14 protein-coding genes are annotated in these 16,993 nt (G+C 66.2%); 3 read left to right on the top strand and 11 right to left on the bottom strand.

The annotated features are described in order from the left end of the window. Positions 1 to 95: 95 nt before the first annotated feature. The 9 genes from LFL96_RS26890 to LFL96_RS26930 form a co-directional block, all read right to left on the bottom strand. Positions 96 to 944 (bottom strand): ureidoglycolate lyase, encoded by an 849-nt coding sequence (locus LFL96_RS26890; protein WP_281003734.1) that lies wholly within the window; start codon positions 942 to 944, stop codon positions 96 to 98. An 82-nt stretch (positions 945 to 1,026) separates the two neighbouring features. Then, a complete protein-coding gene (locus tag LFL96_RS26895) occupies positions 1,027 to 1,770 on the bottom strand; it encodes an SDR family oxidoreductase (RefSeq protein ID WP_281003735.1) in 744 nt (247 codons plus the stop codon). Positions 1,771 to 1,897: 127 nt separating this feature from the next. Continuing rightward, positions 1,898 to 2,728: an amidohydrolase family protein gene (locus LFL96_RS26900; RefSeq protein ID WP_281003736.1), complete on the bottom strand. Its 831-nt coding sequence runs from the start codon at positions 2,726 to 2,728 to the stop codon at positions 1,898 to 1,900. 7 nt (positions 2,729 to 2,735) lie between these two features. After that, positions 2,736 to 3,776 carry an aldo/keto reductase gene (locus tag LFL96_RS26905; protein WP_281003737.1) on the bottom strand — a complete coding sequence of 347 codons (1,041 nt, stop codon included), beginning with the start codon at positions 3,774 to 3,776 and terminating at the stop codon, positions 2,736 to 2,738. Between the two features lie 173 nt (positions 3,777 to 3,949). After that, positions 3,950 to 5,260 (bottom strand): UxaA family hydrolase, encoded by a 1,311-nt coding sequence (locus LFL96_RS26910; protein ID WP_281003738.1) that lies wholly within the window; start codon positions 5,258 to 5,260, stop codon positions 3,950 to 3,952. Between the two features lie 44 nt (positions 5,261 to 5,304). Further along, positions 5,305 to 5,634, bottom strand: a complete 330-nt coding sequence (locus LFL96_RS26915) for a UxaA family hydrolase (protein ID WP_281003739.1) — start codon at positions 5,632 to 5,634, stop codon at positions 5,305 to 5,307. 25 nt (positions 5,635 to 5,659) lie between these two features. Continuing rightward, positions 5,660 to 6,718 (bottom strand): ABC transporter permease, encoded by a 1,059-nt coding sequence (locus LFL96_RS26920; RefSeq protein WP_281003740.1) that lies wholly within the window; start codon positions 6,716 to 6,718, stop codon positions 5,660 to 5,662. Then, positions 6,708 to 8,261 carry a sugar ABC transporter ATP-binding protein gene (locus tag LFL96_RS26925; protein ID WP_281003741.1) on the bottom strand — a complete coding sequence of 518 codons (1,554 nt, stop codon included), beginning with the start codon at positions 8,259 to 8,261 and terminating at the stop codon, positions 6,708 to 6,710. The genes LFL96_RS26920 and LFL96_RS26925 overlap by 11 nt, the downstream gene beginning before the upstream one ends. 32 nt (positions 8,262 to 8,293) lie before the next feature. Next, positions 8,294 to 9,265: a sugar ABC transporter substrate-binding protein gene (locus tag LFL96_RS26930; protein WP_281003871.1), complete on the bottom strand. Its 972-nt coding sequence runs from the start codon at positions 9,263 to 9,265 to the stop codon at positions 8,294 to 8,296. Between the two features lie 400 nt (positions 9,266 to 9,665). On the opposite strand from LFL96_RS26930, the gene LFL96_RS26935 reads away from it, so the two are divergent. Next, positions 9,666 to 10,451 (top strand): IclR family transcriptional regulator, encoded by a 786-nt coding sequence (locus tag LFL96_RS26935; protein ID WP_281003742.1) that lies wholly within the window; start codon positions 9,666 to 9,668, stop codon positions 10,449 to 10,451. 137 nt (positions 10,452 to 10,588) lie between these two features. Continuing rightward, positions 10,589 to 11,134, top strand: coding sequence for a hypothetical protein (locus LFL96_RS26940; protein WP_281003743.1), 546 nt, complete (start codon positions 10,589 to 10,591; stop codon positions 11,132 to 11,134). 84 nt (positions 11,135 to 11,218) lie between these two features. On the opposite strand, the gene LFL96_RS26945 is transcribed toward LFL96_RS26940, so the two are convergent. Further along, entirely contained in the window at positions 11,219 to 13,702 is a 2,484-nt protein-coding gene (locus LFL96_RS26945) for a GNAT family N-acetyltransferase (protein ID WP_281003744.1), read from the bottom strand. 388 nt (positions 13,703 to 14,090) lie between these two features. Between LFL96_RS26945 and LFL96_RS26950 the strand changes: the two genes are divergently transcribed. Further along, positions 14,091 to 14,972 carry a LysR family transcriptional regulator gene (locus LFL96_RS26950; RefSeq protein WP_281003745.1) on the top strand — a complete coding sequence of 294 codons (882 nt, stop codon included), beginning with the start codon at positions 14,091 to 14,093 and terminating at the stop codon, positions 14,970 to 14,972. Positions 14,973 to 15,110: 138 nt separating this feature from the next. On the opposite strand, the gene LFL96_RS26955 is transcribed toward LFL96_RS26950, so the two are convergent. Next, complete coding sequence (locus tag LFL96_RS26955) at positions 15,111 to 16,712, bottom strand: peptide chain release factor 3 (protein ID WP_281003746.1); 1,602 nt, start codon at positions 16,710 to 16,712, stop codon at positions 15,111 to 15,113. Between the last annotated feature and the right edge of the window lie 281 nt (positions 16,713 to 16,993).

A 16,993-nucleotide genomic window follows, 5' to 3' on the forward strand; every position in this document is an offset into this window, starting at 1 on the left:
CACGCCAAACGACAAACGACAAAGGCCGTTCCTGCTCGGTGCAGGAACGGCCTTCACTTTTTACCAGCGACGCGCGACGAACACCGCCGCTTCGCTCACTCCGCCGCGTAAGTCTTCTGCGTCTGCTCGCCAAGCCCTTCGATACCCAGGCGCATCGTCTGTCCCGGCTTCAGGAACACCGGATTCGGCTTCACACCCATGCCGACGCCCGGCGGCGTGCCCGTCGAGATCACATCGCCCGGTTGCAGGCTCATGCACTGCGATACATACGACACCAGCTTGGCGACGCCGAACACCATCGTCTTCGTGCTGCCGTTCTGGTAGCGATGACCATCCACTTCGAGCCACAGGCTCAGGTTCTGCGGATCGGCGACTTCATCGCGCGTCACGACCCACGGACCGATCGGGCCGAAGGTGTCGAAGCCCTTGCCCTTGTCCCACGTGCCGCCGCGTTCGATCTGCCACTCGCGCTCCGACACGTCGTTGACCACGCAGTAACCGGCGACGTAGTCGAGCGCGTTGGCTTCGTCGACATACTTCGCCGGCTTGCCGATCACCACGCCGAGCTCCACTTCCCAGTCGGTCTTCTTCGAGCCGCGCGGAATTTCCACGTCGTCGTTCGGCCCGCAGATCGCGCTGGTCCACTTGTTGAAGATGACCGGTTCAGCCGGCACCGGCAGATTCGATTCCGCCGCATGGTCCGCGTAATTCAGCCCGATGCAGATGAACTTGCCGATCTTGCCGACGCACGGCCCGATACGCGGATTGCCTTCCACCGCCGGCAACGACGCCGGGTCGAGCGCGCGCAGTTTGGCGAGCCCTTCGTCGGTCAGCGCCGCGCCGTCGATATCGCCGACCACGCCGGACAGATCGCGAAGCTTGCCTTGCGCGTCGAGCAGGCCCGGCTTTTCCTGGCCTTTCGGCCCATAACGAAGCAGTTTCATCGTTGCACTTTCCTATACGGTCAAGGGTGTTCGGTTTTTGCCTGGCAAGATACGCCGGCGCGTGGGGTTGCGTGGGGTGCCGTCAATTCGACCAGCCGCCGTCGATCACGTGCGCGTGGCCCGTGGTGAACGACGATTCGTCGGACGCGAGATACAGCGCCAGCGCGGCGATTTCCTCCGGCTTGCCGATGCGGCCCATCGGCTGACGCGCGACGAATGCGGCCTGCACGGCATCGAGCGTCGCGCCTTGCGCCTGAGCCTGCGCGACGATCCGCTGTTCGAGCGACGGCGAAGCCACCGTGCCCGGGCAGATCGCGTTACAGCGTACACCACGCGTAATGAAATCGGCCGCGACGGCCTTGGTCAGTCCGATCACGGCCGCCTTCGACGCGCTGTACGCCAGCCGGTTCGGCACGCCCTTCACGCTCGACGCCGCCGACGACATGTTGATGATCGACCCGCCGCCGTTTTCCAGCATGGCTGGCAGGAACGCGCGGATCATCCGGTACATCGCCTTCGCATTGAGGTCGAAGGCGAAATCCCAGTCCGCCTCGCTGCATTCGAGGATGTTGCCGGCGTGCACGAAGCCCGCGCAGTTGAACAGCACGTCGATCGCGCCGAGTTCGGCGGCCAGCGCGGCGATCGCGGCACCGTCGAGCACGTCGAGCTTGCGCGCCTCGACCGGCTTGCCGGCGAGCCCGTCGATGCGGATATCCGTGGCGATCACGCGGGCGCCTTCGCTCGCGAACAGCTCGGCGGTGGCGAGGCCGATGCCTTGTCCCGCCGCGGTGATCAGGGCCGTCTTGCCAGCCAGTCTTTGTGTCATCTACGACTCCGGTTGAATGGGCTTGGGTTCGTTTGCTGCGAGTTCGTGTGCTGCGAGTTCGTTTGCTGCGCGCCGGCGTGTCGGCGCACCGACAGCACCGATGGCACCGACAGCACCGACGCGCCGTTCAAAGCCTGTAAAACGTGGCGGCATTGCCGCCGAAAACCGCCTCCTGCTCGCTCTCGCTCAACGATGCGAGCAACGTCGTCGCCACCGAATGCCACAGCAGATAGTCGCCGTTCAGATCGAGCACCGGCCAGTCGCTGCCCCACATCAGGCGCGCGGGACCGAACGTCTTCAGCAGATGCTCGACGTACGGCCGCAACGTGTCTTCGGTCCAGCTCAACGACGCCTCGGTGACGAGCCCCGACAACTTGCAATGCACATTCGGCAACGCCGCCAGCCGCGTGATCGCGTCGGCCCAGCCCGCGAACGAGCCGCGACCGTAGCGGATCGGCGGCTTCGCGCCATGATCGACGACGATGCGCAGCGCCGGAAAGCGCGTCGCGAAGGTCTCGAAATGCTCGGCATGGCGCGCGTAAATCAGCGCGTCGAAGCTCAGGTCGTGCGCGATCAGCATCTCGATCGCGGGCGCGAGATCGGGATTCGCGATCCACGTGTCGTCCGGTAAATCCTGCAACATCGGCCGCACGCCCTTGAACTTGGGTTCGTGCGCGAGCGCTTCGATCAGCGCCGGCGCCGTGGGTAACAGCAGCGGCACCCAGCCGACCACCCCCGCGATCGATGCCTCATGCCGCGCGATGTCCAGCAGGTAACGCGTCTCGTCGAGCGTCGGCGCCGCCTGCACCACCACCGTTCGTTCGATGCCCGCCCGTTCGCGCAGCGGTTTCAGATCCGCCGGGCCGAACGGCCGATAGAGCAATGTCAATTCCGGCGTCAGCCACTCGTAGTCGCCGCGAGCGGGGTCCCAATAGTGCTGGTGGGCATCGATAGGCATCGTCAGGTCAGTCCTCTGGCGCGGGCGCGCGGCGGTCGAGCAAGCCTTGCTCGCGCAACGCGGACCACAGCGCGGCGGGGATCGGCTGCTCGAACGACGCGACGTTCTCGCGCAATTCGTCGACACTGCGCGCGCCGGTCAACACGGTGGCGACCGCCGGGTGCGCATACGGAAACTGCAAGGCAGCGGCAGCAAGCGGCACGCCATGCTCGCGGCACACTGCTTCCAGCCGCGCGACGCGCTCGATCACTTCGCGCGGCGCGGTGCCGTAATTGAATTTCAGATCGCCCTCGACACCGCGCGCCAGAATGCCGGAATTGAACGCGCCGCCTAACAGGATGCTGACGCCGCGTGCTTCGCAGGCGGGCAGCAGGTCGTCGAGCGTGGTCTGTTCGAGGAGCGTATAACGGCCCGCGAGCAACGCGCAATCGATATCGAATTCGGCCATCGCATCGAGAATGACCGCGCCTTCGTTGACGCCGAGTCCCACCGCCTTGATCGCGCCCGACGAGCGCAGCGCATCCAGCGCGCGGAAGCCGCCGCCTTCGGTCAATTGCCGCCAATAGTGCGGATGCTGGTCGCCGTGTGTGACACGGCCGATGTCGTGCACCAGCAGCATGTCGATATCGACGATGCCCAGGCGCTGCTGGCTGTCCTCGAACGAACGCAGAATGCCGTCGTGCGTGTAGTCGTAGATCGCTTCGAACGGCAGCGGGTTCTGCCAGCCTTCCTTGTCGTCGAACGGCGAGGTGCGCGGCACGAAGCGGCGCCCCACCTTGGTGGACAACACGTAATCGCCGCGTGGATAGTGGCGCAGCGCATGACCCAGCCGATGCTCGGCCTTCGTGTTGCCATAGTGCGGTGCGGTATCGAAGTAGCGCACGCCCGCGTCCCACGCGGCGGCGATGGTGGCATGCGCCTCTTCGTCGGAGAGATCGCGGTAGAGGCCGCCGAGCGGCGCCGTGCCGAGTCCCAACCCGCCCACCTGCAGCGCGCCGCGACCGACGCGGCGACGCTGCGCGAGCTTCGAACCGATCGATGTGGTCATGGAACGCGTCTCCTGTTTCTTGACTTTTTAACATGCGCGGACGAGATGTGCCCGCGAGCTGACATTCGCTCGATGACGCAAGCGCTTTTGGCTGAATCGCTGAATCGCTGAATCGCTTCGGCGCTTCGGCGCTTCGGCGCTTCGGTGCTTCGGCGCAATGGCGCGTTGGTGAATTAACGCGCTTCCACCGCGACGACCCGCCGCGCCGGCGCCACGTTCGACGGCAGACAGGCCGGCCCGACCGGTTCGAAGGTCTTGTAGGTCAGGATAAATTCCTGGTGCCCGAGCGTTTCCGACTTAGACGCCGCGCCGTTCGACACCGCCACCGTGTGCTCGAACACTTCGCGGCCCACTTCGTCGAGCGTGCCGCGTCCTTCGAGAATCCGGCCCGCGTCGATGTCCATGTCGCCGGACAGATTGCGATACGTCGCCGGATTCGCGCACACCTTGATGACCGGCGAGATCGCCGAGCCGACCACCGAGCCGCGGCCGGTGGTGAACAGAATCACGTGCGCACCGCACGCGATCAGCTCGCCGATCTCCGCGTTATCGCTGATGTTCGGGAAGCCGAAGCGCGGTTCGCCGTCCGGCACCACGTCGAGCAGATAGAGGCCGCCGGTCGGCGGAATATCGCCGGGTTTGACGATGCCGACGATCGGCGACGCACCGCTTTTCGCGTAAGCCCCAAGCGACTTTTCTTCCTGCGTGGTGAGGCCGCCGTCCGCATTGCCGACCGCGAAGCTGCCGTGGCCGAGAATCGAGTAATAACGCGCGGCCTTCTCGACGCACGCGACGATTTCATCGCCGAGTTCCGGCCGTGCCGCGCGCGTCTTCATATGAAACTCGCAGCCCACCAGTTCGCCGGTTTCCTCGAACAGACAGGTCGCGCCCGCCTCGATCAGATGATCGAACGCGCGGCCCACCGCCGGGTTGGCCGTGATGCCGCTGGTGCCGTCCGAGCCGCCGCAGATCGTACCGACGATCAACTCGCTCAGCGCCATCGGCACCTTGCGTTGCGCGGCCAGCTCACCGCGCACGCCGCGAATCCAGTCGACGCCGTATTGAATCGTGCTGCGCGTGCCGCCTTTCTCCTGGATGGTCAGCACTTCGACGGGACGGCCGCTCGCGCGCACCGCGTCGACGAGATAGTGCTTGTTCATGCTCTCGCAGCCGAGCGACACGAACAGCACCGCGCCCACGTTCGGATGCGTGGCCAGCCGTTCGAGCATGGTCTCCGCGTAGCCGTTCGGATAGCAGCCGGGAAAACCGATCAGATGCACCGGCGGTTCGCGCTCGGCGGACGGATCGTCGAACGCGTCGAGCGGCTCGCGAAACTGCGCGACGATCTCGCGCGCCACGTGATGCGCGCATTCGACCAGATACGCGACCGCGACCACGTTGCGGATGCCCTTGCGGCCGTCGTTGCGCAGATAGCCTTGCAGCATCGGCGGCGCGCCGGCAGTTGCTACGGATGTGTCAGTCATGATCGTTCCAGCGCGGCGCGAGGCCGCGTCGTTGTACGCGTCAATCAAGGGTGCGGGACGAACTCGTGACCCGCGTCGTGCGTGTAGGTCGGCAGGTAATCGCTCGCGAGGTTGTGCGTGTGCAGATGCGCGCCGCGCGCCACGCTCTCCGTCACGTGGCCGATCACCGCGCCGTAGCGCAAGACCTTGTCGTCTTTCGCGAGCGGCTGGCGTGCGACCTTGTGGCCGAGTTCGATGGTTCTGGCGAGCGTCACGCGCTCGCCTTCTATCTCGACCGGGGTACCCGCTTCGAGACGCGCCGCCGCGATCAGACAGTTGTCGGCGGGACTGAGCAGGATCAGGCGGGAATCGGTCGGCAGTGAGCGGCTGGTCAAATGAGTTCTCCGTTGTTCGCGTGCATCAGTTCTGCCCTTCGCCGCTCGCGAGGCGCGCCACCATCAGCGAGCCGAGAATGATCGCGCCGTAGATCGCCTGAATCCAGAACGACGGCACCTGCGCGAGCGTCAGCAGGTTCTGCACGACGCCGAGCAGCAGCACGCCGGTCAGCGCGCCGAACATCGTGCCCTTGCCGCCGTCGAGCGAAATCCCGCCGATCACCGCCGCCGCGAACACCGTGAAGATCATGCCGTTGCCCTGGTTCGCGTTGATCGCGCCGACATAGCCGGTCACGATCAGTCCGCCCACCGAGGCAAGCATGCTGCCGAGCACGAATACGCCCCACGTGATGCGCTCAACGCGAATCCCCGCTGCGCGCGCCGCTTCCGGATTGCCGCCGATCGCGTACAACGCGCGGCCCAGACGGTGATAGCGCAACACGAAGGCGGCGATCGCGAACGCCGCCGCCGCGAGCCACACCGACAGCGGCAGACCAAGCACGATCGTGGTGGCGAGCGAGAAGAACGAAGGCGGCATGTCGAACAGCGTGCCGCCCTTGGTCGCGCCGACCAGCATGCCGCGCAGCACGATCAGCATCGCCAGCGTGACGATGAACGCATTCAGCCGCAAGCGCACGACAAGAAAGCCGTTGATCGCGCCAATCACCGCGCCCACCGCGACGATCGCGAGCAGGCCGACCGCGGCGGGCCATTGCGTGCCGAAGCCCGCCGACGCCGCCGGCATCACCAGCATCGCGCCGACCGCGGGCGCGATACCCACGGTCGATTCGAGCGACAGGTCGAACTTGCCGGTCAGCACGATCAGCGATTCCGCGAGCACCACCAGGGCAAGCGCCGCCGACGCGCCGAGCACGCTGATCAGATTCGCGCGCGTCAGAAAACTGGGGCTGACGAACGCGCCGATCACCAGCAGCAAGGCGAGCGCGGGCAGCAAGGCCAGCTCGCGCAGCCGCGCCAGTTCCGAGCGCGCGCGTTTGCCGCGCGTCGCGGCCACGGCGGGCGCCTGGGTTTGTCCCTGCGCTTGCGCGGCCCCGAAGGCGGGGCTGGGCACACTATTCTTCATGGAGACTGACTCCTTCAACGGATGCGATCAGGTCGTGGTCCTGCCAACCCGCGGGAAATTCGGCCGCGACGCGGCCACGGAACATGACCAGCACACGGTCACAGGTACGCAGATCGTCGAGTTCGCCGGACACGACCAGCACGGCCTTGCCCTCCTCGCGCACGCGATCCACGACGGAGAGCAAGGCTTCCTTCGATTTCACGTCGACGCCCGCGGTCGGATCGATCAGCACGAGCACGTCTGGATCGGTCGCGAGCGCGCGCGCCATCACCACCTTCTGCTGATTGCCGCCCGACAGTCCCGACACGATATGTTCCGGGCCTTGCGCGACGATCCCGAGCGCGTCGATCATCTTCTGGCCGAACGCGTTCTTCTTCGCGGGCGGCGCGATGCCGAATTTGCCGAGCAGGCGCGCGATCGTCATCGACGCGTTTTCCGCGACCGATTGCGTGAGCACCAGCCCTTCGTGATGCCGATCCTTCGGCACGCAACCGACGCCATGCGCGAGCGCGGCCGGCACGTCGCCGGGCGGCAGCGTCTTGCCGTCGACACGGATCGCGCCGCGTTTCGCCGCGCGCAAACCGGCGATCGCCTCGGCCACGCTCGTGCGGCCGCTGCTCGTCGCGCCGGTCAACCCGACCACTTCGCCGCGCTTGACGGCAAACGACACGCCTTCGTAATCGGCGCCCGCGAGCCCGTCGACTTCCAGCGCGACCGGCGTGCCGGCCGGCAACGCGTCGCGCGCGGCCGCGTCGGCGACGGCGAGACCGCCGCGTTCGCCGGTCATCGCCTCGATCAACTGCTCGCGCGGCAACGCGGACACCGGTGCGCTGACGATATGCCGCGCGTCGCGCAGCACCGTCACCGCCTGACAGATCTCGTACACCTCCTGAAGATGGTGCGAGATGAACAGGAACGTCACGCCTTCGCGCTGCAATTCGGCGATGCGTTTAAACAATCGCTTGATCTCGTCGCCGTCGAGTTGCGCGGTCGGTTCGTCGAGAATGATGAAGCGCGCGCCATAGGACAACGCGCGCGCGATCTCCACCAGTTGCCGCGCCTCCACGCTCAGATCGCCGGCGCGGGCATCTTCGCGCACGTCGATCTTCCAGTGATCGAGCAACGCGCGTGCGTCGCGGCGCATGGCCTGCCAATCGATCACGCCGCCACGCGACGGCTGCCGGTTGATGAACAGATTTTCCGCGACGCTCAGATCGCGGATGATCGTCGAATGCTGATACACGCACGCGACGCGCTCGCGCCACGCGTCGCGATCCGCGATCGACGGCGCGGGCGCGCCGCCGAAGCGCACCTCGCCGGCGTCGGGTTTGCGCAGGCCGGTGAGGATCGACACCAGCGTCGATTTGCCGGCGCCGTTGCGTCCGACGAGCGCGTGCGATTCGCCGGGCAGCACGCGCATGCTGACGTCGTTCAGCGCGGCCGTGGAGCCGAAGCGCTTGGTGACGCCCAGCGCTTCGACGACCGCAGAGGAGGACTGGCCGGGCGCAGCGCCCGGCAGGGAGGTCGCACTGAACTCGCTCATCGGTCCTCCCGTCGGTCCGCTCGTTTGCCCGCTCATTTGACGGTATTGCCCCACAAGGCCTTGTCGTCCACATTCGCCTTCGTCACGAGCGGCGCGGGCAACTGATCTTCCAGCACGCCCGGCGACAACTGGATGATGTTGCTGCCGTGATCGGTCGGGCCCGGCTTGAAGGTCTGCCCCGCCAACGCCGCCTTGATATAGAACAGGCCGTATTTCGCGTACGAATCGGCGGGCTGCGAAACGGTTGCGTCGATGTCGCCGCGGCGAATCGCATCGAATTCCTGCGGAATGCCGTCGTTGCTGACGATCACGACGTGTTTCGGATCGCCCGCCGGAAACAGCATCTGCTTGCGGCGCAAGGTCTGCAGCGTCGGCGACAGATACACGCCGCCGGCCTGCATGTAGATGCCCTTCACGTCCGGGTTCGCGGTCAGCAGACTGTCGAGCGCGGTGGCCGCCACGTCGCCCTTCCACGCCGCCGGAATCTCCAGCACGGTAATGCCCGGATAAGCCTTCATGCACGAGCGGAACGCTTCCGAGCGGTCACGTCCGTTCACCGATGCCAGGTCGCCCATGATCTGCACGACCTTGCCCGACTTCACGTGATCGCCGATGTACTTGCACGCCTTCTCGCCGTACGCGCGGTTGTCGGCGCGCACCACCATCGCGACCTTGCCTTGAGTCGGCGCGACGTCCACGGCCACCACCGGCACGTTCTTCGCGGCGGCGGCATCGAGCGCGCGGCTGATCGCCGCCGAATCCAGCGGACCGACCACGATGCCTTTCGCGCCGAGGTTCAGCAGGTTGTTCATATCGGTGATCTGCTGCGCGGGATCGCCGTTCGAATTGACCGGCGCGAGGATGTCGAGACCCGAATCCTTCGCGTATTTGGGCAGGTAGTTGTTGTACGACTGCCAGAACGGCGAGGTCAGCAGCGGCAGATCGAGGCCGATCTTGCCGGCGTCCGCCGCCTGTGCGACGCCGGCTGCGCCGGGACCGGCCATGCACGCGGCGGCGGCCAGGGTGAAGAGCGAACTGCGGAACCAACGGCGAGCCGTGTACGGCCCTTTCTCGAACGACATGGTTGTCTCCTGTCTCGGACGGCGCGCCGCGCTTGAGCGCGCGCTCCGTCCTCATGCGTTGTGGGAACAGCGTGAACCGGGCTGGCGGCCCGGCGCTTTGTCCTGCGCTTTCTTATCGAGCGTTGCGATGCATTGGTGGAGGACTGTCGCGCTCATTCACCAATGAACGTATTATTCATATACGGACTTTTCGAAGTCAAGGAATGTGCACTGCATCAAGCGTCCGTGTTTTCCCTGGACGAAGATTGCTATCCAGCAGATTCGCTACGCACTGGCTCGCTCGCGCCAGATAATGAGAACAACTCCTGGAACCTCGCTCGCTATGGACGCAGACGACAAAGACGACGACCGTTACCGCGCACCCGCGCTCGACAAGGGTCTCGACATCCTTGAATTGCTCGCCGAACAGAAGGACGGGCTGACGCGCGCCGAAATCACCAAGCTGCTGGGACGCAATGCGAGCGAGATGTACCGCATGCTCGAACGCCTCGTCGCGCGCCAGTACGTGGTGCGCTCGGCGGGCGGCGACCGCTATTCGCTGAGTCTCAAGCTGTACGCGCTCGCGCACCGTCATCCGCCGATGAACCGTCTGATCGCCGAGGCGTTGCCGCTGATGCAGCGTTTCGCCGACGCCGCCGAACAGTCCTGTCACCTCGTGGTGTACGACCGCGGCAACCTGCTGGTGATCGCGCAGGTGGACGGTCCGGGTACGTGGGGGATGTCGGTGCGGCTCGGTTCGCGGGTCGGCCTGATCGATACCGGCTCGGGCCGCGTGATGCTGGCGTTCCAGAGCGTCGAGCAGCGTCAGCAGATGCTGGCCGAACACACGCGGGTGAAAGGCGAGGTGACGATCGATCGCGACGCGCTCGAGGCGGCGTGCGAGCGCATCCGCGCCGCCGGTTTCTCGCAGAAGGACAGTCAGCAGACTTTCGGCGTCACCGACGTGACGTTCCCGATTCAAGGGCCGGCCGGCCAGGCGATCGCGGTGCTCACCTGCCCGTATCTGCGACGCATCGACGAATACGTCGCGCCCACGCTGGAAGCCGCGACCACGCTGTTGCGCGACACCGTGCAGGCGCTGTCGATGTATCGCGAGAACGCCGCGTAGCGGTCGAGCGGCCGCGTTTTACGACCTGCGCGGGCGGCCGCCGCCGGAAAATCGGCCGCTCGCGCACATGGTTTAGAATGGCGACCCTTTCAAATTTCAGCCGCATGGGTTCGCTCGTGCGCGCCCCTCGATAAGCAATGGCGAAACTTCTGACCGATTCCGAATTCCAGCGTTTTTCCGAACTCCAGCAGAAGCAGTCGAGCTTCACGATCACGCCCGAAGAAGCCGACGAACTGCGCGACATCGTCGCGCACGCGCAGAAGCGCCGCGACGACCGCGCGGCGGCGATGCAAAGCATCGAAACCTTCATCCAGCAATTCGATATCAGCCCGGACGAGCTGTTTTCGCCGGAGCAGATCGGCGAAGCCGCGCGCACGTTCGGCCTGATTCCGGCCGCCAAGAAGGAACGCGTGCTGCCGCCGTCGTTCACGCACAACGGCAAGCCGTATCAATGGACCTCGCGCGCGTTGCCGGACGACATTCGCGTGCCGTTGTTCGATGCGTTCAAGGCGGGCGAGTCGGTCAAGTCGTTCATCGCGACGCCGAAGGATGCGAACCGCTGCGCGGCGACCATCGCGCGTCTGGAGAAGGAAACCGGCGCGGTGTACGCGGATGCGTGGCTGGAAGAGCTCGCCGTGACGCGCGCGCAGGTGGATGACGCAATGGCGAAGCTGGCGGCTTGATGGGGCTTGGCGGGGCTTGATGGGGCGCTTTAGTCGCCGCTCGGGTGGCTGCTGCCTGGGTAGCGGCTTGCCGGACCTGCTGCGTTACTTGCGCGCCGCCTCTGCGTTGCTCGTATCAGAGGCTTCGTCCAGCGCCATGCGGAACCCGACCACGCCCGGATCATCCGTCGGCGTGATCGTGAAACCACTGGCCCTCGCGAGCGCGATCATCGGACCGTTTTCGCGCAGCGCTTCGCCGACCAGCCAATGGATGCCGCGCGTGCGCGCGTAGCGGATGATCCGGTCCATCAGCAGTTGCCCCAACCGCCGGCCCTTCTGGTCCGAGCGCACCGCTACCGCGAATTCGGCCGTTTCGTTATCCGGATCGGCCACCGCGCGCACCACGCCGAGCGTGCGCGTGAACCCCTCCTCGCTGACGACCGTCGCGATCAGCGCCATCTCCCGGTCGTAATCGATCTGCGTCATGCGCGCGAGTTGCGAGTGGTCGAAGCTGCCCACCGCGCCGAAAAAGCGCAGACGCAAATCCTCGGGCGTCATCGCCTCGACGAAATCGTGATGCGCGGCCTCGTCCTCCGGACGGATCGGCCGCACCGTGACCCGCAACCCTTGCCAGTCCAGCGTCTCCTCGAAGCGGCGCGGATACGGGACGATCGCGAGCCGGCTGCGCGTCGTCGCGATGTTCAGCGTGGGCGCGATTATCGTCACGTGATCCTTGAAGACCCGCAGCGTCAGTTGCAGGCCGACGATTTCCTTCACGTCGCAGACCGCCTGCGAGAGCGCCGTCAGCGCGGCGAGCGTCGGCTCGGGCGAGACCAGCCGCGCGTATCGCGAGCGCGTGACGATATCGCGCGCCAGCATCGGGTTCAGCGGCGGCAGGCCGTAGACGCGCAGCGCCTCGGACACGCCGTCCACCGACGGCGCCGTGAAGCGGAAGACCGGGCCGAAGTTGTCGTCGTCGTGAAGCTCGACGGCGATGTCGACGATGGGTTGGGGGGAGCTTGCCGTAGCCGGCGCGGTGCTTCGCGTGGGCGCAGCGGGCGTCGCTTTGGCCTCGGTGGCCTCGGTGGCCTCGGTGGCCTCCGACTGCGCGCGGCTTGCGTCCTCCGCCACCCTTAAGCCGAAACGCCGCAGAAAGCGCACCGCCGCTGCCCCGGCCAACTGGTTCGTTCCCGCGGCCAACGCCTCACGCGCCTGGGCCTGCGCCGCATCGATCGCCTCGGGCACCTGCGCGGGCAAGCCCTCGGGCGTCTGCATCAGCAATTCGCGCCCCATCCGGTAATCGACCAGCCGCGCGAATGCGCGCGCGAGCCGCTGCGGCGTCGTATGCACCGGAATCCCCTGCGCGTGCAACGCGTCGCGCGTCGCGGCATCCACACCGCCGAAGAAGCACGCCAGCAAGCCGCGATACGCGAACCGCTGATTCGCGATCAACGCCTGTGCGACTTCACCGACCGGCGCGCCATGCGTCGATGCATGCACGACGAAGGCCGTGCCCGTGCTGCGGTGCTCGGCGAGCAGCTTGAGCGCGGTGCCGAAGTGCTCGGGCTTCGCGTCGTCGCCCAGTTGCAGCGGATTGCCGCCGACCGCGTGCGGCAACGCCAGCCGCAGCGCGTCGGACGCCTCGTCCGGCCACGGTGCCAGCGTATCGCCGGCGGCCGCGAAGGCATCGCAGGCGAGCGTCGCGAGGCCACGATCGCTCGTGATCAGCGTCGCCGTCGCGCCCGCCGCGACCCGGCCGACGCCGAGCGTTTCGATTTCGTCGAGCAGGTCGTCGAGCGCATCGACGCGCACCATGCCCGCGCGCCGGAAGGCCGCCGTGTAGAGCGCGTCGGCCGGGTCGGCGCGGCCCGAGCGCAGCGCCAGCACCGGCTTATTGCGCGCCGCCGCGCGCGCCGCCGACATGAACTTGCGCGCCGCGCGCACGCTGTCGAGTTCGAGCAGGATCGCGCGCGTGCCGGGGTCGCTCGCGAGGTAATCGAGCACATCGCCGGCATCCACGTCTGCCTCGCCGCCCAGCGCGACCGCGTGCGAGAAGCCGAGCCCGCGCGCGTGCGCCCAGCCGAGCACCGCGTTGGTCAGCGCGTTCGACTGCGACACCCACGCGACGCCGCCCGCCTTCACCGTGCACGACGGCGCCCCGAGGTGCGCGCGCAACGCCGGCGACACCACGCCAAGACTGCCCGGCCCGACGATCCGCAGCAGATGCGGCCGCGCCGCCGAGAGCGCATGCCGCAACGCGAGCCGATCGTCGTCGCTACGCACCTCGCCGACGATGATCGCCGCCCGCGTACCCAGCCCGCCAAGCTTATGGATGATCCCGGGCCAGCTCGCCGGCGGCGTGCAGATCAGCGCGACCGTCGGCGCTTGCGGCAGATCGCCGGCGTCGCCGATCGCCTTGTGGCCGCCCAGCACCGTGTACTTCGGATTCACCGGCCATAACGGACCGTCGAAGCCACCCTCCAGGACGCGCGCCCAGACCATCGCGCCGGTGCTGCCGGGCCGCTCGGACGCGCCGATCACGGCGACGGATTTGGGACGAAACAAGGCGTCGAGATTGCGAACGGTCACGGGCGCTCCGCTGGTTGGAAGAACGCGGCGGCCTGGGCGGCGCACGCGCGTTGTCGTCAGGATAGGCGAAACTCGGGCGCTTGCGCGGCGCGTCGTCCTGGCAGTTTTCGGGCGGCTTGCGAAGCGTCTGATTTTCGTCGGAAATAGAACGGATACGGACGGAATGCGGTGGAATTATTTCGGACCGCTCAAGCAAAATATCGAGCGCCGATGCGACAATCCCGGTCGATGCCGACCCGGCATCGCGATACACAACGCGGGCCGACCATGGCTCGCGACGCGCGTGGGAGACAACGCGCGGCCGTCCACGACACGGCCATCCATCCAGCAGCGCGGGCACGCCCCTGACCCGCCTGCGGCGCATGACTCAAGAAATAGAAGGTGATGTATGCGGCGCTTGCCCTCGCTGATCGCGTTGCGTTTCTTCGAAGAGACGGCACGGCACATGAGTTTCAATCGCGCGGCGATTGCGCTGTGCGTGACACAAGGCGCGGTGAGCCGGCAGATCAAGCTGCTGGAGGAATCGCTCGGCGCGAAGCTGTTCGAGCGCGATCACAAAGGGATCCGCCTGACGCCGGCCGGGATGCAGTTCCTGCCGTGTCTGTCCGAGGCATTCGACACGATCGAGCGCGGTTTCCGGCAAATCTCGGCAGCCAAGGGACGGCGGCGCCTTGTGGTTGCCGTGCCGCCCACGTTCGCGACGCAGTGGTTTTCGCCGCGGCTCGGCTCGCTCGCGGTAGAGCTGCCCGACGTGGAACTGTCGATCCGGACCGAACCGAGCGGCGACTGTCACTGCCATATCCGCTTCGGCCGTCACGCGCTGGCGCAAGGCGAAGGCCACTCCGAATTGCTGATGATCGAGCGCCACGTGCTGGTCGGCGCGCCGCGTCTGCTGGATCAGCCGCTTGGCGAGCTGCTCGAGAGAATGCCCGCGCTGCACGTACTGCATAACGACGCGCGGCTGGATCTGTGGCCGAACTGGCTAGCCAGCGCTGGGCTGCCCGCCCGGTATGCGGAAAACGGCATCGAGTTCTCCACCCTGGAGCAGGCGATTCGCGCCGCGCGCAAGGGCGCCGGGCTCGCGATCGTCGACCGGAACATGATCGTGGATGAGCTCGCGGACGGCAGCCTCGCGCAGTTTTCCGAGGTCGAGGTGGCGGGACCGTTCGGGTATTGGCTCGATATCGCGCAGCGGCATGCGGGGCTGGAGCATGTGCAGGCGTTTGCCGGGTGGATGCGGGAGGAAGGGTTGAAGATTGCCGAGGGTTGAGACGGCGCAGCGTTCTTGCTGGCCGCCGGGAAAGCACCGGCGAGGGCGCCGGAAAGCAGAAAGCCACGTCTCGCTGACGTGGCTTTCTGCTTTTACTGCCGGATTCCCGAGTTCGTCGAACTCGCGTATCGAGCCGTGTTACATCGACTTCCTGAACGGTGCGCCCGAATGCTCGCGCAATTCGTTGAACACGATCTTCGGCCACGCCTTCTGCGCGACTTCGATTTCCGACACGTGCGAGGCCAGATAAGTCGGCGCATCCGACGCGTCCATGGCGATCCGCGCCGCGTACGAATCGGTGAAGCGGCGCAGTTCGGCGGCATCGTCGCAGGTCACCCAACGCGACATCCGGTAACGCGCCGGCGCCATCCGCACGTCGACCTTGTATTCGGTCGACAGACGATGCGAGACCACCTCGAACTGCAGTTGCCCGACCGCGCCGAGAATCATCAGCCCGCCGACTTCCGGACGGAACACCTGAATCGCGCCCTCCTCGCCGAGTTGCTTCAGCGCTTCGCCGAGCTGCTTGGCGCGCATCGGATCGACCACTTCCACCGTCTGGAAAATTTCCGGCGCGAAGAACGGCAGACCGACGAATTGCAGCATTTCGCCTTCGGTCAGCGTATCGCCGAGACTCAACGTGCCGTGGTTCGGAATACCGATGATGTCGCCCGGATACGCCTCGCTCACCGTCTCGCGACGTTGCGACAGGAAAGTCACGACGTTGTTGGCGCGGAACGTCTTGTTCGTGCGCGTCACCTTCACGGCCATGCCGCGTTCGAAGTGCCCCGAACACACGCGGATGAAGGCCACGCGATCGCGGTGCGCCAGATCCATGTTCGCCTGCACCTTGAACACGACGCCGGTGAACTTCGGCTCGTCCGGCAGCACGGGACGCTGCACCGTCATGCGCATGGACGGCGGCGGCGCCAGGTCGACCAGCGCGTCGAGAATTTCCTTCACGCCGAAGTTATTGATTGCCGAGCCGAACAGCACAGGCGACTGCTGACCGGCGAGGAATTGCTCGCGATCGAAGTCAGGCGACGCGCCGGTGATCAGGTCGATCTCTTCCTTTGCCTTGACCCACGCGTGACCGAAGCGGCGTTCGCCTTCTTCGTCGCTCAGTGCTTGCAGCGTTTCGACTTCGCCGCCGGCCTTGTCTTGACCGGCGCGGAACAGGCGCACCTGATCGCGCTGAATGTCGTAGACACCCTGGAAGTCCTTGCCCATGCCGATCGGCCACGTGAACGGCACGGCGGCGACGCCCAGGTGCTGCTCGATTTCGTCGAGCAGTTCGAGCGGCTCGCGCACTTCGCGGTCGAGCTTGTTGATGAACGTGACGATCGGCGTCTTGCGGCTGCGGCACACTTCGAGCAGCTTCAGCGTCTGCGCTTCGACGCCGTTGGCGCCGTCGATCACCATCACGGCGGCATCGACCGCGGTCAACACGCGATACGTGTCTTCGGAGAAGTCTTCGTGACCCGGCGTGTCGAGCAGATTGATGACGGCGTCGCCGTACTCGAACTGCATCACCGAACTCGCGACCGAAATGCCCCGCTGCTTTTCGATTTCCATCCAGTCGGACGTTGCGTAGCGATTGCTCTTGCGGCCCTTCACGGTACCGGCGATCTGAATCGCGCCCGAGAACAGCAGCAGTTTTTCGGTGAGCGTGGTCTTACCCGCGTCCGGGTGGGAAATAACCGCGAAAGTGCGGCGGCGTTTGAGTTCGGAGACTGACATCGGGTCTGGCGGTCACGGATAGGGGTTCGGACGATTCCCGGCGGCTTGTGGCGACCGGCGTGCCACGTCTTGCGCGGCGGCGTCGAGCTGCGGGAATTGGGTCGGAACCCGCATCGCAATGGCAACCCGACCGAGTCGGAAACAGGTCACGAACGAGCGTTCGACAATCCGGGAATCGCCAGCGCAGAACAGCGCAGGGAACGAATGATACACGTCATGGGGGTGGAAGGCGGGGAAATGGACGGCTGGCAGACGGGTGATCGACGCAGGTCGACGAGAAA

This window comes from Paraburkholderia sp. D15, from assembly GCF_029910215.1.
Lineage (GTDB): Bacteria > Pseudomonadota > Gammaproteobacteria > Burkholderiales > Burkholderiaceae > Paraburkholderia.

Bases quoted from the DNA above. Each gene is read 5' to 3' on its own strand.
- LFL96_RS26895 (WP_281003735.1), bottom strand. From the start codon at position 1,770: ATGACACAAAGACTGGCTGGCAAGACGGCCCTGATCACCGCGGCGGGA.
- LFL96_RS26900 (WP_281003736.1), bottom strand. From the start codon at position 2,728: ATGCCTATCGATGCCCACCAGCACTATTGGGACCCCGCTCGCGGCGAC.
- LFL96_RS26910 (WP_281003738.1), bottom strand. From the start codon at position 5,260: ATGACTGACACATCCGTAGCAACTGCCGGCGCGCCGCCGATGCTGCAA.
- LFL96_RS26890 (WP_281003734.1), bottom strand. From the start codon at position 944: ATGAAACTGCTTCGTTATGGGCCGAAAGGCCAGGAAAAGCCGGGCCTG.
- LFL96_RS26950 (WP_281003745.1), top strand. From the start codon at position 14,091: ATGCGGCGCTTGCCCTCGCTGATCGCGTTGCGTTTCTTCGAAGAGACG.
- LFL96_RS26930 (WP_281003871.1), bottom strand. From the start codon at position 9,265: ATGGCCGGTCCCGGCGCAGCCGGCGTCGCACAGGCGGCGGACGCCGGC.
- LFL96_RS26935 (WP_281003742.1), top strand. From the start codon at position 9,666: ATGGACGCAGACGACAAAGACGACGACCGTTACCGCGCACCCGCGCTC.
- LFL96_RS26925 (WP_281003741.1), bottom strand. From the start codon at position 8,261: ATGAGCGAGTTCAGTGCGACCTCCCTGCCGGGCGCTGCGCCCGGCCAG.
- LFL96_RS26955 (WP_281003746.1), bottom strand. From the start codon at position 16,712: ATGTCAGTCTCCGAACTCAAACGCCGCCGCACTTTCGCGGTTATTTCC.
- LFL96_RS26905 (WP_281003737.1), bottom strand. From the start codon at position 3,776: ATGACCACATCGATCGGTTCGAAGCTCGCGCAGCGTCGCCGCGTCGGT.
- LFL96_RS26920 (WP_281003740.1), bottom strand. From the start codon at position 6,718: ATGAAGAATAGTGTGCCCAGCCCCGCCTTCGGGGCCGCGCAAGCGCAG.
- LFL96_RS26940 (WP_281003743.1), top strand. From the start codon at position 10,589: ATGGCGAAACTTCTGACCGATTCCGAATTCCAGCGTTTTTCCGAACTC.